We start from the raw sequence: 15,588 nt of genomic DNA on the forward strand, positions 1-15,588 counted from the left end.
CACGCCACCAATTTCACACCGATCACCTCACCGCACCGTCGGAAGGTCCGGACTGGCGACATCGAACTGCTGACCGGGCTGTGTCAAGAGCGGCAGAATCACCGCTGCCTTGCGATCCGAACCGTCCACGCCACCCCACATGACCACTCGACCGTCGACCAGGGTGAGGGAAATATCCGAGTCCGAGCCTGCCGCGACCTCCTGCACCTGCACCGCCAGTTCCGGTGGCAGCAGTCCGACGACCTCTACCGCCGCCGCCGTCGCGGGGTCGCCGGTGCCCGGAGATCCGGTGACGAGTCGGGGGGTCAGTAGCGGTGGCGGCTCCACCGCGAAGTCCACACCTTCCGCGTCGACGGAGTGCGTGCCGTCCGGCCCATCGAAGTACACCACGGCGACACGTTCGACGATGGTCACCCGCACGGTCGACGGGTAGACCCGCTGCACACGGACCGTCGCGGCGCGAGGTAGCGCGGACGCGACGCGTTGCGCTGCTTCGGCCGTGTCCACCCGAAGCAGCGGTGTCCCGTCGGCGATCTCGAGGCTCGAGAGCACTTCTTCCCGGGTGATGATGTCGTTGCCGGTCACCTCCACCGAGCGCACCGACAGTAACGGCGAGGTCCATGCCACCACGATCGCTACGAGCAGCGCGATCACCACGATTCCACCGATGAGCACCGTGCGCAGCCGCACCGAACGGCCCGAGGGGCGCCGTGCTGCGTTGCTCACTCCGGTGGCCTCGTCGCGCGCGGATTTCCTGGCACGGCGAACTGTTGCGCGCTCGCCGCGCCGCGGGCGCCCGCGGCGCGATGCTCGACGCTCGGTGGTCTTCGTGGAATCGGGTGTCACGAACCGATCGGCCCCGTTCCAGCGCCCATGGACCGGAAGCGGCCGGGCTTGCTGTGCAGAGCGTCGAGGATCTGGCGCCCGAGCATCGTGACGTCACCCGCGCCCATCGTGATGACGATGTCGCCGGGGCGGCTCAGGCGGGCCACCTGACGCGGTACGAGCGACAGGTCGGGTTGGTAGTGCACCGGCTTCGACACAGCCTGCGCGACCAACGCCCCGCTTACGCCGGGAATCGGTTCCTCGCGGGCCCCGTAGACGTCGAGGACCACCACTTCGTCGGCAAGGTCGAGCGCGGCACCGAACTCCGTCGCGAATGTTTCGGTGCGTGTGTACAGGTGTGGCTGGAAGACGACTATCACTCGGGGTCGCTCGGTTCCGGACTCCGTGTAGCGCAATGGCTCGCCCGCCACGAGTTCCGCGGCCGCAGCGAGGACGGCGCGCACCTCGGTGGGATGATGCGCATAGTCGTCGAACACTCGCACACCTTGTTCGCGCCCACTGAACTGAAACCGTCGGTGGACACCGCCGAACCCAGCGAGCCCTTCGATCGCCTCGTCCACGGACGCCCCGGACTCGAGCGCTGCGAGCAAGGCCGCGAGCGCGTTGAGAGCCATGTGCCGGCCAGGTACCGACAGACGCACGGTGCGCGGAGCGTCCTCGCCGGCGAGATGGAATTCGGCGACGCCGCCGATGTCCTTCGCCTCCCACGCGAGCAGGCGCACTCCGACCGGGACACCGCTGACTGTCTCGCCCGTGCCGATGACATCGGCCGTGCCGTACCCGGAAATCCGGAGATCTGTACGACCGAGTGCGACGATGCGCTCAGCGAGTGCGGCCGACCCGGCGTCGTCGAGGCAGACGATGAGCAGGCCACCCGGGACTATCTTGGCGATGAAGTCGTCGAACACCTTGGTGTATGCCTCGGCGGTACCGAAGAAGTCCAGGTGATCGGGTTCGACGTTCGTCACGATCACGACGTTCGGGTCGTACTGCAATAGCGAGCCGTCGCTCTCGTCCGCTTCCGCGACGAAGACGTCGCCGCTGCCGTGGTGGGCGTTGGTGCCGGATTCGTTGAGTTCGCCCCCGACCGCGAACGACGGGTCGAACCCGCAGTGCTGGAGGGTCACCACCAGCATCGACGTCGTCGATGTCTTGCCGTGTGTGCCGGACACCAGGTACGTGCGGTACTCGTGCATGAGTGCGGCCAGCACTGCGGGTCGTAGCAGAACGGGGATGCCACGCTCACGGGCAGCCACGAGTTCGGGATTGTTCTTCGGGATCGCGGCGTGCGTCGTGACGACCGCGGTCGGTCCGCCGTCGATCAGGTCGAGTGCGTCGGCGTGATGACCGATCAGTACCTGTGCTCCCCGAGCGCGGAGGGCGAGAACCCCTCGGCTCTCCTTCGCATCCGATCCGGACACCTCACCACCACGAGCAAGCAGGATCCGGGCGATGCCCGACATTCCCGCACCGCCGATCCCCACCATGTGCACCCGCTGAAGTTCCGCGGGCAGCTGCGCGCTCATTCTCGACTCCTGTTCGGTTCCACGCCGGCGACCTCGAGCACGATTCGAGCCACTTCGGCTGCGGCACTGCGATGTCCGGCGGCCGCCGCGTTTCGTCCCATCTCGGCGAGCCGACCGGGGTCACCCAGCAACGGCGTGACCGTGTCGGCCACGAACGCCGGCGTCAGCTCTGCGTCTGTCACGATCATTCCACCACCTGCCGCCACAATCGGCCTGGCGTTGAGTTCCTGCTCGCCGTTCCCGTGCGGTAAGGGCACGTACACCGCCGGTAGTCCCACGGCGGAGACCTCGGCCACCGTCATCGCGCCAGAGCGGCAGACCACCGCGTCCGCCGCCGAATAAGCGAGGTCCATGCGTTCGAGATACGGCACAGCCACATAGGGGGCCTCGGCGTGACCCGGATGGGCGGGAATGTCGATGGTGTTCTTCGGACCGTGGGCGTGCAGGACAGCGACACCGGCCTCTGCGAGGCCTGCCGCGGCACCGACCACTGCGTCATTGAGCGACCGTGCGCCCTGCGAGCCTCCGAACACCAGCAGCACCGGCACGTCGTCGGGGAGTCCGAAGTGGCGACGTGCTTCGGCGCGCAGCGACGCGCGGTCGAGTTCGGTGATCGAGGACCGTACCGGGATCCCCACGATCTCGGCCTCGCCCTTCCTCCTGATGCCGGACCCGGGGACGGCGGCAAGCACGCGGGCGGCGCGCAGAGCACCGATCTTGTTGGCGATTCCTGCGCTGGCATTCGCCTCGTGGACGACGACGGGGATGCGACGTCGTCGACGCAAGACTCCCCGGCCTGCCGCGAGGTAGGCGGGGAGCGCGACGTATCCGCCGAAGCCGACGACGACGTCCGCGTCGACGCGGTCGAGTACGTCGCGGGTGCGCCGGACGGACGCCACCACTCGCGCGGGGAGCTCGAGGAGGTCGAGCGTGGGTTTGCGTGGCAGCGGTACCGGAGGGATCAGTTCGAGCGGGTACCCGCGGCGCGGCACCAGTGTCGTCTCGAGGCCACGTGAGGTTCCGAGGGCGGTCACGGCAGCGCCCGGTATCAGTTCACGAATCGCGTCGGCCACCGCGAGGGCCGGCTCGATGTGCCCGGCCGTACCGCCTCCTGCCACCACCACGGACAGTCCTGGCTTGTCCCCACTCACCTACGATTTCCTCGCTCTCCGGTCCTGCCATTACCGTCGCGCCTTCGTGTGTTCTGCGAAGCCGCGCGGCCGTTCTTCGTGCGTTCTGGTTGGGAGCCACGGGCGCGAGCGCCCCCTGTATCACGGGCGCGAGCGCTGTCCGCTGCGCGTCGGCGAGTGGCTGTAGCGGCAGGTGCTCGTCGTGTCCGCGTTGCCACTGCGGTTCCGCCCGCGCGGGGATTCCCGCGGCCGCGCGGCGAATTCGCTCCGTGGAGCGACCCGCCTGGGGCGTCACTACGCGCGGGGCGGTAGGCCTCGGGCTTACGGATCTTCATGATCCGGGCGAGCCGCCCGTCCTGGCCGGCATGCAGTGCTGCGATCGCCTCCGGTTCGTGTCTTGCGGCGTTCGCAATCAGGCCGAACATGAGCAGCGTGGTGGCGGTGGAGGTGCCGCCTGCCGATACCAGTGGAAGCTGCAGGCCGGTCACGGGCAGCAGTCCGACGACGTAGCCGACGTTGATGAATGCCTGGCCGATGATCCACACCGTGGCAGTGGCGGTGAACAATCGGAGGAACGGATCGACCGAGCGCATGGCGATGCGCAGGCCCACATAGGCGAAGAGGGCAAACAGGCCGATTACGGCGACACCGCCGATGAAGCCGAGTTCTTCGCCGATGATCGCGAAGATGAAGTCGTTGTGGGCGTTCGGCAGGTAGCTCCATTTGGCACGGCTCTGACCGAGGCCTCGACCCCAGATACCGCCGTCGGCGAGCGAAAAGCGTGCCTGTCGTGCTTGGTACCCGGCGCCTTGTGGGTCCTCGCCCGGGTTGAAGAAGGCACGGACGCGCGCCGAGCGATATCCGGCGGTCAATGCGAGGACTGTGGCGCTCGCCACTGCGGTACCGACGATTCCGAGGAAGATCTTCAGAGGCAGGCCGGCGAACCACAGCAGGGCCAGCACGACGATGATGAGCGAGACGGTCGTCCCGAGGTCGGGCTGCAGGACGATGAGGATGGTCACCAGCAGTGCCGCGGGAACGAGCGGCACGATCATTTCTTTGAGGGTGGAGTTCTCCCCGCGCCTCGACGCCAGTACGTGTGCACCCCACATCGCGATCGTGATCTTCGCGATCTCCGATGGCTGCAGGGATATACCTGCGACGACGAACCATCCGCGGGTGCCCTGAGATTCGGTTCCGATTCCGGGGATCAGCACGAGCGCGAGCAGCACCACCGACACTGCGAACGCCGGGAATGCGAACCGGCGCATCGTGCGCACCGGGATCTGCAGGGCAATGTAGAAGGCGACGAAGCCGACGCAGGCGAACACGATCTGCGACCTGAACATCCGGTACGGCGAGTCCTCGGCCGCTACCGCTTCCACGCTCGACGACGAGAGCACCATCACGAGGCCCAGCACCGTGAGCAGTACAGCGATGGTGACGACGAGGTGGAACGACGCGAGGGGTCGCGCCATCCACAATCCGATCCGGCCGCGCGCGGTCGGTGACGGTGAGCTGCCCTGCGGCGAGGTCACCGGGGTGTCCCACTCCCGCGCAGTTCGTCGACCGCGGCCGCAAAACTGCGTCCACGCTGGGCGTAGTCGGCGAACATGTCGAGCGACGCCGCGGCCGGCGCCAGCAGAACAGCGTGTCCCGGGGAGGCGAGTGCGGCTGCCTCACGAACCGCAATGCGCATCGCGTCGGGTCCGTCGGCGCCGGGTGCGCTCACCCGACGTAGCTCCGGCGTGGGTCCGCTACCCTGCTTCACTGCACTGCCCTGCCCCGGTTCACCGCCCTGACCGACTTCACTGCCGTGACTGCTCATTGCCCCATCGTCGCGCGTGTCGACCAGGACCACGGGGACGCCGGGGGCGTGTCGTGCCAGAGCGTCCGCGATCTGTCCGGCGTCACGCCCGAGCAGAACGGCCCCGGTCAGTCGCGGCGCGACATCGGCGACCAGGTCGTCGACGCGCGCGCCCTTGAGCAATCCGCCTGCGATCCACACGACGGCATCGCGGGCCAGCAGGGAGCTTCGGGCCGCGTGCGGGTTGGTGGCCTTCGAGTCGTCGATGTAGTCGACGCCGTCGACGGTGCCCACCGGTGCGGCACGGTGGGGGCCGACCTGGTGTCGGCGCAGTCCGTCGTGCACCGCCGCTTCCGGTACGTCGATCGCGCGGGCCAATGCGGCGGCGGCCAGCGCGTCGGACAGACCGGCCGGGCCGGCCGGAGTCACGTCGGCGACCGACGCGAGGACGGCTGAGTCGGCGAAGGCCCGGTCTACGAGCACGTCTCCGCTGATGCCGAGCTGCCCTGCGTCCGGATATCCGAGGGTGAACCCGACGGTGAGGACGGCTTGGGAGCGTTCGCGGAGTCCACCGGCGATCTGGTCGTCCAGTCCGAGGACTCCGACCGCGCCGGTCAGTGCGCCGAGCTTGGCGTCGATGTAGTTCTCGATGCCACCGTGCCAGTCGAGGTGGTCTTCGGCAATGTTGAGGATGACGCCGGCCGCGGGCCGCACGGAGGGCGCCCAGTGGAGTTGGAACGACGACAGTTCGACGGCGAGGACGTCGGCTCGACGGTCGTCACGCCGCAACGCGTCCAGTACGGGCAGGCCGATGTTGCCGCATGCCACGGAGGAGATACCGGCCGATTCGAGGATCGCGTGCAGCATCATCGTCGTGGTCGTCTTGCCGTTCGTGCCGGTCACGACGAGCCACCGTCTGGCCGGGCCGTAGATCTCGGCCTGGTCGATGCGCCACGACAGTTCTATGTCGCCCCAGATGGGGACCGCAGCGCCTGCAGCACGCGAGAGCAGCGGCGCGTCGGGTGGGAAGCCGGGGCTGGTGACGACGAGGGCGAATTCGCGCATGGTTACGGCGTTGTCGTCTGCGATGTCCTCGAGCAAGGCGTCGAGTTCGATGGTGTCGGCGCCGAGCTCGACGGAGTGTGCCAGCGCGTCGGGATTGCGGTCGGTGACGGTCACACGAGCCCCGAGATCGAGCAGTGGCCTGATGGTGGCGCGACCCGAGATCCCGGCGCCGGCGACGAGAACGCGCGCTCCGTGCAGTCGCTGCAGTTCATCCGTCACGATGTCAGTCTCCGATCGCCGCAAGGTACTCGCTGTAGAACAGCGCGAGGCCCATGGCCGAGGCGATTCCGGCAAGCAACCAGAATCTGATGATCACCGTGGTTTCCGCCCACCCACCGAGCTCGAAATGATGGTGGAACGGTGCCATCCGGAAGACACGGCGTCTGCTGGAGCGGAAGACCGCCACCTGGATGACCACCGAGGCGGCCTCTGCGACGAACAGTGCACCGATGACGACCATGAGGAGCTCGGTCCGGGTGGTGACAGACAGGCCGGCGAGCATGCCGCCGAGGGCCAGCGAGCCGGTGTCGCCCATGAAGATCTTTGCAGGTGCCGCGTTCCACCACAGGAAGCCGAGGCAGGCCGCACCCCCTGCAGCGCACAGAAGTGCCAGATCGAGCGGGTCGCGCACGTCGTAGCATCCGGCGGTGGGCTCCACTGCGCACGCGTTCCGGTACTGCCAGAAGGTGATGATCACGTATGCGCCGAGCACGAGCGCCATCGCACCCGCGGCAAGGCCGTCGAGGCCGTCCGTGAGGTTCACGGCGTTCGACCAGGCGCTCACGAGCAGGTAGACGAAAAGGATGAAGACGATCGATCCCATCGACACGGTCGCGATGTCGCGCACGTACGACAGATCGGTACTCGCCGGCGACAGGCCGTCGGAATTGCGGAACTGAAGTGCCAGGATGCCGAACACCACCGCGACGATCAGCTGACCGACCAGCTTCGCGGTCTTGTTCAGACCGAGATTCCGCTGTTTGCGGATCTTGATGAAGTCGTCGAGGAACCCGACGCCGCCCAGCGCGGTGGTCAATCCCAGCACCAGCAGACCCGAGGCCGACGGTCCTTCCGCGTCGTAGGCCAGACCGATCAGGTGTGAACCCCAGTACCCGGCCCACAGACCCGCGAGGATCGCGACTCCACCCATCGTGGGGGTACCGCGCTTCGCCTGATGGCTCTGCGGTCCCTCGACCCGGATCTCCTGTCCGAAGCCCTGCCGGGAGAACGCCTTGATCAACACGGGCGTGAGCAGAATCGACACCGCGAGTGCGATACCCGCGGCGAATAGGATCTGTCTCACCGTGCAGCCTCCGTCTCCAGAACAGCGTTGTCATTTCCGAGCAGAGCCTCAGCGACCGACCACAGGCCGACCGACTGCGACGCTTTTACCAACACGATGTCTCCGGGGCCGACCTCGTCACGCAGAAGCGCGATCGCTGCGTCGGCATCGGGCACGTGGCTTGCTTCCTCGCCCCAGGATCCTTCCATCACCGCACCCTGGAAAAGACCCCGGACCGGTCGCGTAGCACCGACCGCGACGATGCGGGTGATGTCGAGGCGCACAGCGAATCGGCCGACTGCGTCGTGTTCGACGACGGAATCGTCGCCCAGCTCCCCCATTTCACCGAGAACCGCGAAAGTCCGACGCCGGGTCGGTCCGCTGCGAGCCACTGTTGCGAGCGCCTTGAGTGCTGCTCGCATCGAATCCGGGTTCGCGTTGTATGCGTCGTCGATGACCGTGACTCCGTCGGCACGGGTGGTCACGGCCATCCGGTGCGCCGAGACCGCAGCTGCGCCGGACAGGGCGGTGGCGGCCTGGTGGGGCGTGGCGCCGCATTCGAGTGCGATCGCGATCGCAGTGAGCGCGTTTCCGACCTGGTGCTCCCCGTGCACGGCGAGCGTGACGGGTACGCGCTGCTCGTTTCCGGTCGCGTGGTCGGTGATCACGAGGGTGAACGTCGGTCGGGCGGCGCCGTCGAGAGTGATGTCGGTGGCTACGACCGCAGCCGTGCCGGAGCTTCCGACGGTGACCACCCGTGCGCGGGTCCGCCCCGCCATGCGTGCCACGAGCGTGTCGTCGGCGTTGAGGATCGCGACGCCACCGTCGGCGTCGGACGGGAGGGCTTCGACGAGTTCCCCTTTGGTCTGCGCGATCACTTCCTGCGAGCCGAACTCACCGAGGTGGGCTGTGCCGACGTTGAGGACTGCACCGATCCGGGGCGGTGCGATCTGTGCGAGGGCTGCGATGTGGCCGGGTCCGCGCGCGGACATCTCGAGTACGAGGAAACGGGTGTCGCCGGTGGCGCGCAACGCTGTCCAGGGGTGACCGAGTTCGTTGTTGAAGGAACCCGGTGGTGCCACCACGGGCCCGAGTGGTGCGAGTACCGCCGCGATGAGGTCTTTCGTTGAGGTTTTCCCGGACGACCCGGTCACTCCGATCACGGTCAGTCCCCCGTCGACGAGTTCGTCGACAACCGCCCGGGCGAGTTTCGCGAGGCCGGTCAGCACTGCCGCGCCGGATCCGTCCGCGTCGTGCTCGAGCGCCAGCGCATTGGTCTCGGCCGCAGCCGTGGACGGGACGACGATGGCGGGCACCCCGACCGGGCGCGCCGCGAGGACGGCGACTGCGCCCGCTGCGACCGCGGCCCTCGCGTGATCGTGGCCGTCGGCATTCGCACCGGGCAACGCGAGGAACAGGCCGCCCGGGGCGATCCGACGGGAATCGAATTCGACTGTGCCGGTGACTTCGACGGTCGGGTCGTCGACGTCGTGCAAGGCGCCCCCGACCACCTCAGCGATCCGAGCCAGTGTCATCGGGATCATTCCGTGCCTCCGCTGCGCTGATGCCGCCCGATCGCCGCCGCGAGTACCTCGCGATCGTCGAACGGATGCTTGACTCCGCCGATCTCCTGGCCACGCTCGTGACCTTTGCCTGCGATGAGCACGACGTCGCCTGGGCGCGCCCATGCGACAGCAGCGTCGATCGCAGCAGCCCGGTCACCGATCTCCCGGATCTCACCACGCCGGTCCTGTGGGAGCGCGTGGGCGCCCTCGAGCACTGCGGCGCGAATCGAGGCAGGGTCCTCGGTCCGAGGATTGTCGTCGGTGACGACGAGGAGTTCTGCCGATGCCGCAACCGAACCCATGAGCGGACGCTTCCCGCGGTCGCGATCACCGCCCGCGCCGACGACGACGGCGATGCGTCCCGTCGTGCCGCGTCGCAGGGTGGAGATGACGGCCTCGAGCGCTGCGGGTTTGTGCGCGTAATCGACGACCGCGAGGAACTTCTGTCCGCGGTCGATGCGCTCGACGCGACCCGGGACGTCGACGCTCCCGATTCCACGAGCGGCCACGTCGACATCGACTCCGACTGCGGAGCAGAGCGCAATGGCGAGGGACGCGTTGGCGACGTTGTACCGTCCCGGCAGCCGCACACTGACCCGATGGGCTATGCCGGCGGGGTCGGTCAGACTGAATTCCTGGGTGCCGGCGGGGTCGGATGCGACGTCGGTCACCGTCCAGTCCGCGACCGTGCTCCCGGTCTCGTCGCTCGACACCGTCCGCACAACGGCGGGATCGCCGTCATTCACAGCACGAGCGATCTCCGCCATGCGGGTGCCCCACTCGTCGTCGACGCACACGACGGCCCGTCGTGCGTGAACTGGCGAGTCGGGCGCGAACAAGCGTGCCTTGGCAGCAAAGTAGTCGTCGAGATCCTTGTGGAAGTCGAGGTGATCCTGTGACAGGTTCGTGAACCCACCGACCGCGAACTCGGTTGCAGCGACCCGTCCGAGGGCAAGCGCGTGGCTCGATACCTCCATCACCACCGTGTCGACACCGTGTTCGAGCATGGTCGCGAACAGCGCGTGAAGCTGCGGCGCCTCGGGGGTGGTCAGGGCGCTGGGGACTCGCTGGCCTGCGATGCGCGTCTCGACCGTGCCCACGAGACCGGTGACCCGGCCGGCGGCATTCAGGCCCGCTTCGACGAGGTAGGACGTCGTGGTCTTGCCCGACGTTCCGGTGATACCGATGACCTGCATCCGCTCCGACGGGTGCCCGTACACGGTGGCCGACGCGACACCCAGCGCCGAACGGGGGTCCGGGTGTACCAGCACCGGCACCGGACCGAATCCTGCGGCCGCAATTGCCTCGACGCCTGCCGTGTCGGTGAGGACGGCCACAGCACCGCGCTCGAGTGCTGTGCCGGTGAAGGCTGCCCCGTGCGCGCGAGCACCCGGCAGCGCAGCGAACAGGTCGCCCGGCCGGATCCGCTGGGCACTCAGGTCGATTCCCGTCACGACCCCGCCTGCCTCAGCGGCGCCTCCCGATGTCACAGCAGGCCCCACCGCAACGAGATCGGCGCTGATGACGTCGGCCAGATCCCAGAGGGAGGTCATCGGCGGATGCTCGGGTCGGCGTCCCTCCTCGGGGGGAGTCGGATCCGGACTCGATGGCACAGGTACAAGTTCCTCTCTTGCGGCATCCCGCTGCTGTTCTCGATCGGTGCCGGACTGCACCGTGGTGTCACGTTACCGACGTGTCAGGTTACCCAGACTGCGAGGCTGCACCGACACGCGTCAGCGCTCTCGAGTATGAGGGGCGGCCGCGCGCGGACATCAGGATCAATCGACCTGGAGAATCAGCTTGCCACCCGGGTCCGGCGACAGCGGCACTGCGGCGCGCTGCAACAGCCACGACGCGATATCGCGGAACAGCGGCGCCGCGGACTGACCGCCGGTGCCGTCGGAGCTACGTGTGGGTGCGTCGAGCATGATCCCGATCACGTACTTGGGGTCGTCCGACGGTGCGATACCCGCGAAGGTGATCCAGTAGTCCGAGTTCGAGTAGCACCCGCAATTGGGATCGATCTGCTGGGCGGTACCGGTCTTGCCTGCGATCTGGTATCCCTCGATCGCAGCCTGCGCCCCTGTCCCTTGTTGATTGCCCGTGTCGGATTGCACAACCGACCGGAACATGTCGCGAACGGTGGCCGCTGTCTGCGGACTGACGACACGGATCGGTTCGGGTGATTCCGTTTCGGTTCGGGTGCCGTCGGGACCGATGGTCGCGTTGACGATGCGGGGCGGAATGCGCTCACCGTCGTTGGCGATCGCCTGATAGATCCCGGTCATCTGCAGCAATGTCATCGACAGCCCCTGCCCGATCGGCAGGTTCGCGAACGTACCGCCCGACCACTGCTCGCGACTGGGCACCAATCCTCCGGACTCACCCGGGAGCCCTACCTCGGTACGTTGGCCCAGGCCGAACAGGTCGAGCATGTCGGCGAACCGGTCCTCGCCGACGCGTTGTGCAAGCATCAGCGTGCCCACGTTGGACGACTTCCCGAAGACTCCGGTCGTGGTGAACGGCACGACGCCGTGGTCCCACGCGTCTTTGACAGTGACCCCCGACATGTCGATGCTGCCGGGGACCTGCAGGACCTCGTCCGGCGTCGTGAGGCCGTCCTCGATGGCGGCAGCGGCTGTGATGATCTTGTTCACCGAGCCGGGTTCGAATGGCGAAGCAACCGCCGGATTGCCTTGCTGTGCGGAAGCAGGATTGTTGGCGACGCCGATGGACGGGTCGAACGTGCTGTCGTTGGACATCGCCAGCACCTGACCGGTCTGCGCATCGAGCACGACCGCCGAGGCGTTGTCGGCGCCGGACAGGTCTTTCGCTCGCTGCACCTGCTGCTGCACGTGGTATTGGATGTCGTTGTCGATGGTGAGCTCGATGGACGAACCGTCCACGGCGGGGTGCTGGTCGCGCCAGCTCCCCGGAATCACCACTCCATCCGACCCGCGGTCGTAGGTCGACGAACCATCGGTACCGGCGAGGGCCGAGTCCATGGAGGCCTCGAGGCCGATCAGCCCGTACCCGTCCCACCCGGTCGCGCCCACGATGTTCGCCGCAAGCGACCCCCCGGGATACAGCCGGATGTCCTGCCGCTCGAGTCCCACCATGCTGTACTCGTCGACGATGCCTGCCGCCACACCCGGATCGACCCCGCGGGCGAGATAGACGAACGTATCGTCGCTCTCGAGCTTGTCGAGCACGTCCTTCTTGGGTGCGGCAGCGCCGAGTGCCTCGTGCAGTGCATCCGCCACTCCCTCGAGGTACTCGGACACCTCGGGCTGCGACGGGTCCTTCGCCCGGGCCTCGCTCAGCTCCTTCCGGACGCGAACAGGCTGGAACGTGATCGCCTTCGCTTCCATCGTGTAGGCGAGGGGATTGCCGTTCCGGTCGCTGATCGTTCCGCGCGTCGCGGGTTCCACCAGCCGGGTCGTGCGCTGGCTCGCAGCCTCCGCCGACAACTTCGGTGCCTGAAACAGCTGGATCGACAGCAATTGCGCGGCTGCGAGCGCGAGAATTGCGAAGACTGCCCAGAGACCGAGTCTGTTCCGGAACTGGAACGCAGTGGTGTCGGTCCGCCGGCGGCTCGGGCGCCATCCCGACCCCCTCGGTACGGGACGACGCCTGGGTGCACTACTGCGCGGGCGAGCCGCACGGCGAGGGGTGGGGCCGGTCCTCACCGCGGTCCGGCCTCCGATCCCACCGGCTGACCCAACTGGGACGCCTCGGGCTGTGGCAGTTCACTCACAGGCATCGATTGTTCCGCGTCCGCGGGAGGAACTGCGGCATTCCCGGGCTCCGGCGCGGCGCCGCTCTCCCGCCGTTCCGCGTCGACATCGGGTTCCGGCCCGGTAGTACTGCCCAATACGGGCTCGCCGACAGGTACCTGCCCTGCCTCGTCGGATGCACGCGGCGCCTCTGCTGCTGCCGCCGCCCGCCGTTCGGGATCCACCGCGTCGGGTGATTCCACACCGTCGCGGGGTTCCGGCTGCTCGCCCGCCGGCGACAGCGGGCGGGGATTCTCGCGTCCGGCGCTGCCCGCCAACGGAGGCTGCACATCGCTCCGCGGCTCCGGCGCATTCAGCGGCGCCGGCGGTGCGCCCTGCGCAGCCACCGGTTCACCGACGACCTGCACCGAGCCGTCCTCGCCCACCACAAGCCGAGCGGCCTGCCCCGTCGGGATCATGCCGAGTTCGGCAGCGTGTTGCGCGAGTACCGGAGCGGTCAGACCCGCTTCGACGTCGCGCTGCAACACCGCTCGCTGCTGAAGGAGGCTCTCGTTGTACGCGCGCGCCGCACTGAGCTCGTAGGAGTCTTCCGCGGCCCGTGTCGTCAGGAGCAGCGTCACCATCATCCCGACCGCGAGCAGCGCGATGATGCTCGCCACGAACGGGATGCGTGTCGCGACGCGGCGCGCACCGGTGGTGCGCCCGCGGGTCTCGGTGGGCGAGACCAACTGTGCGGCCCGTTGATTGCGACGCTGATAGGCACGCTGCGCTGCCGTCGATCGAGCCTGCCGAGGTCGTGGCGGTGATGGCACCTGCAGGGTCATCGGTTACCTCCTGGCGATTCTTTCTGCGGCACGCAGTCGGACGGGCGCCGAGCGTGGGTTCTTGTCGATCTCGTCGTCGGACGCGCGCTCTGCACCCCGCGTCAGGATCCGAAGTTCCGGACCCATTCCAGGCAGCTCCACCGGAAGACCCTCCGGGCTACGCGATTTCGAGCGCGGTGTCAGCTCCTGCTTGACGACACGGTCTTCGAGTGACTGGTAGGACATGAACACGACCCGGCCCCCGATCGCGAGGGAATCGAGCGCCGCGGGAATCGCCGCACGCAACGAGTCGAGCTCGCCGTTGACCTCGACGCGCAGAGCCTGGAACGTGCGCTTGGCGGGGTGTCCGCCGGTCCGTCGCGACGCAGCGGGAATCGTCCGGTACAGAAGTTCGACGAGCTCGCCGCTGTTCCGGAACGGCGACTTCTCGCGCGCCCGCAGAATCTCGGACGCGATCTTCCCGGCGAATCGCTCCTCGCCGTAGGTACTGAGGATCCGGGCGAGATCACCGTGCCCGTAGGTGTTGAGCACGTCGGCGGCCGTGATTCCGGTGGTGGGGTCCATGCGCATGTCCAGCGGCGCATCCTTCGAGTACGCGAATCCGCGGTCGGCCTCGTCGAGCTGCATCGACGACACGCCGAGGTCGAACAGGATCGCGTGAACCGACCCGACCCGATCGAGCCCTACCCGATCGAGCGCGTCCTCGATCCCGTCGTAGCGGGTGTGGACGAAGTCCGCGCGGTCGGAGAACTCGGCCAAACGGCTACGCGCGATGTCCAGAGCATCGGGATCGCGATCGAGCCCTACCAACCTGAGCCCGGGGAAGGTCCGCAGAAAATGCTCGGAGTGACCACCCAGACCGAGGGTGGCATCGACGTACACCGCACCTGTCCCGCCAGGGCCGGCTGCTTCGATTGCCGGACCGAGAAGTTCGACGGCTCGATCGAGCAGTACCGGGACGTGACCGAATCCGTCGCCGTTCGTGTCCGCGGCGTCATCCTCGCCGTCCACCATGTGGTCCTCCGGAATCCTGCTCGTTCGATGCGGGCCACTCGGGCCATTCGATCTTGGTGATCGGTCGGATGGTCTGGATATGGCGGCGGCGAATGCCAGGAGGTCTCTGTCCGATTCCGGAGACCTGACACTGGGGAAGTGTGTCAGGGCTACCGTTCCGTACCTGGCGCCGGGGAAGTGCGTCAGGGCCGGTCCCGGGCAGAGGCCTCACGGCACTCGCCGCGCGGAGCCGAAGATCCGTCACAATATGTCGCGAAGTACCTCGTCCCTTGCTTCGGAGAAACCCTCCTCGTGTTCGGCCAGGTACGCCGCCCACGACTCGGCGTTCCATATCTCGAGATAGTTGACGGAACCGATCACCACGCAGTCCTTGGTAAGCCCCGCGTATGCCCGATGCGATGTGGACAGCGTGATGCGCCCTTGCGAATCGGGACGTTGCTCATCGGTGCTCGCCGCGAGGTTTCGCAGGTACGCGCGCATGTTGGGGTTACTACGGGACGCGGCCGCTGCACGCTCTGCGAGCGCAGCGAACTCATCGCGCGGGTACACGGTCAGGCTGTGATCCTGCCCTTTGGTGATCATCAGCCCTCCCGCCAATTCGTCTCGATACTTCGCCGGCAGGGTGAGCCGGCCTTTGTCGTCCAACTTCGGCGTGTAGGTACCGAGGAACACCCGGAACCTCCCGCCTTTACCGGACGGACTCTTTAGTCGTGCGGCGGAAACACTCTCGCTCCCCGCCGCGCCCCACAGTACCCCACTTCGCCCCACGAACATCCGAATAACGGGCGCCCG

Annotated in this window: 12 protein-coding genes; all 12 read right to left on the reverse strand. The window is 67.6% G+C overall.

Annotated elements, in window-relative coordinates; all coding sequences use genetic code 11:
- Window positions 1–27: 27 nt before the first annotated feature.
- The 12 genes from EV641_RS15645 to mraZ all read right to left on the reverse strand — a co-directional run bounded on the left by EV641_RS15645 (window position 28) and on the right by mraZ (window position 15,468).
- Complete coding sequence (locus EV641_RS15645; RefSeq protein ID WP_054720506.1) at window positions 28–690, reverse strand: FtsQ-type POTRA domain-containing protein; 663 nt, start codon at window positions 688–690, stop codon at window positions 28–30.
- A gap of 152 nt (window positions 691–842) precedes the next feature.
- A complete protein-coding gene (murC, locus tag EV641_RS15650; RefSeq protein ID WP_132472893.1) occupies window positions 843–2,372 on the reverse strand; it encodes a UDP-N-acetylmuramate--L-alanine ligase in 1,530 nt (509 codons plus the stop codon).
- Window positions 2,369–3,523 carry an undecaprenyldiphospho-muramoylpentapeptide beta-N-acetylglucosaminyltransferase gene (murG, locus tag EV641_RS15655; RefSeq protein ID WP_132472895.1) on the reverse strand — a complete coding sequence of 385 codons (1,155 nt, stop codon included), beginning with the start codon at window positions 3,521–3,523 and terminating at the stop codon, window positions 2,369–2,371. Before murG ends, murC begins: the two co-directional genes overlap by 4 nt.
- The gene (gene ftsW / locus EV641_RS15660; RefSeq protein WP_132473150.1) at window positions 3,520–4,980 is read right to left on the reverse strand and encodes a putative lipid II flippase FtsW; all 1,461 of its coding nucleotides are present in this window, start codon (window positions 4,978–4,980) and stop codon (window positions 3,520–3,522) included. The genes murG and ftsW overlap by 4 nt, the downstream gene beginning before the upstream one ends.
- Window positions 4,981–5,036: 56 nt before the next feature.
- Window positions 5,037–6,593 (reverse strand): UDP-N-acetylmuramoyl-L-alanine--D-glutamate ligase, encoded by a 1,557-nt coding sequence (murD, locus tag EV641_RS15665; protein WP_132472897.1) that lies wholly within the window; start codon window positions 6,591–6,593, stop codon window positions 5,037–5,039.
- A gap of 4 nt (window positions 6,594–6,597) precedes the next feature.
- Window positions 6,598–7,677, reverse strand: coding sequence for a phospho-N-acetylmuramoyl-pentapeptide-transferase (gene mraY / locus EV641_RS15670; protein WP_054720282.1), 1,080 nt, complete (start codon window positions 7,675–7,677; stop codon window positions 6,598–6,600).
- Window positions 7,674–9,200 carry a UDP-N-acetylmuramoyl-tripeptide--D-alanyl-D-alanine ligase gene (murF, locus tag EV641_RS15675; protein ID WP_132472899.1) on the reverse strand — a complete coding sequence of 509 codons (1,527 nt, stop codon included), beginning with the start codon at window positions 9,198–9,200 and terminating at the stop codon, window positions 7,674–7,676. The genes mraY and murF overlap by 4 nt, the downstream gene beginning before the upstream one ends.
- Window positions 9,197–10,774, reverse strand: coding sequence for a UDP-N-acetylmuramoyl-L-alanyl-D-glutamate--2,6-diaminopimelate ligase (locus EV641_RS15680; protein WP_132472901.1), 1,578 nt, complete (start codon window positions 10,772–10,774; stop codon window positions 9,197–9,199). The genes murF and EV641_RS15680 overlap by 4 nt, the downstream gene beginning before the upstream one ends.
- 225 nt (window positions 10,775–10,999) lie before the next feature.
- Window positions 11,000–12,910, reverse strand: a complete 1,911-nt coding sequence (locus EV641_RS15685) for a penicillin-binding protein 2 (RefSeq protein ID WP_132472903.1) — start codon at window positions 12,908–12,910, stop codon at window positions 11,000–11,002.
- Window positions 12,907–13,782 (reverse strand): hypothetical protein, encoded by an 876-nt coding sequence (locus EV641_RS29850; RefSeq protein WP_241997264.1) that lies wholly within the window; start codon window positions 13,780–13,782, stop codon window positions 12,907–12,909. Before EV641_RS29850 ends, EV641_RS15685 begins: the two co-directional genes overlap by 4 nt.
- Window positions 13,783–13,785: 3 nt before the next feature.
- A complete protein-coding gene (gene rsmH / locus EV641_RS15695; RefSeq protein WP_054718195.1) occupies window positions 13,786–14,796 on the reverse strand; it encodes a 16S rRNA (cytosine(1402)-N(4))-methyltransferase RsmH in 1,011 nt (336 codons plus the stop codon).
- A gap of 240 nt (window positions 14,797–15,036) precedes the next feature.
- On the reverse strand, window positions 15,037–15,468 hold the full coding sequence (mraZ, locus tag EV641_RS15700) for a division/cell wall cluster transcriptional repressor MraZ (protein WP_132472905.1): 432 nt from the start codon (window positions 15,466–15,468) through the stop codon (window positions 15,037–15,039).
- Between the last annotated feature and the right edge of the window lie 120 nt (window positions 15,469–15,588).

The sequence above is a fragment of the Rhodococcus sp. SMB37 genome, from assembly GCF_004345605.1.
GTDB lineage: Bacteria > Actinomycetota > Actinomycetes > Mycobacteriales > Mycobacteriaceae > Rhodococcus.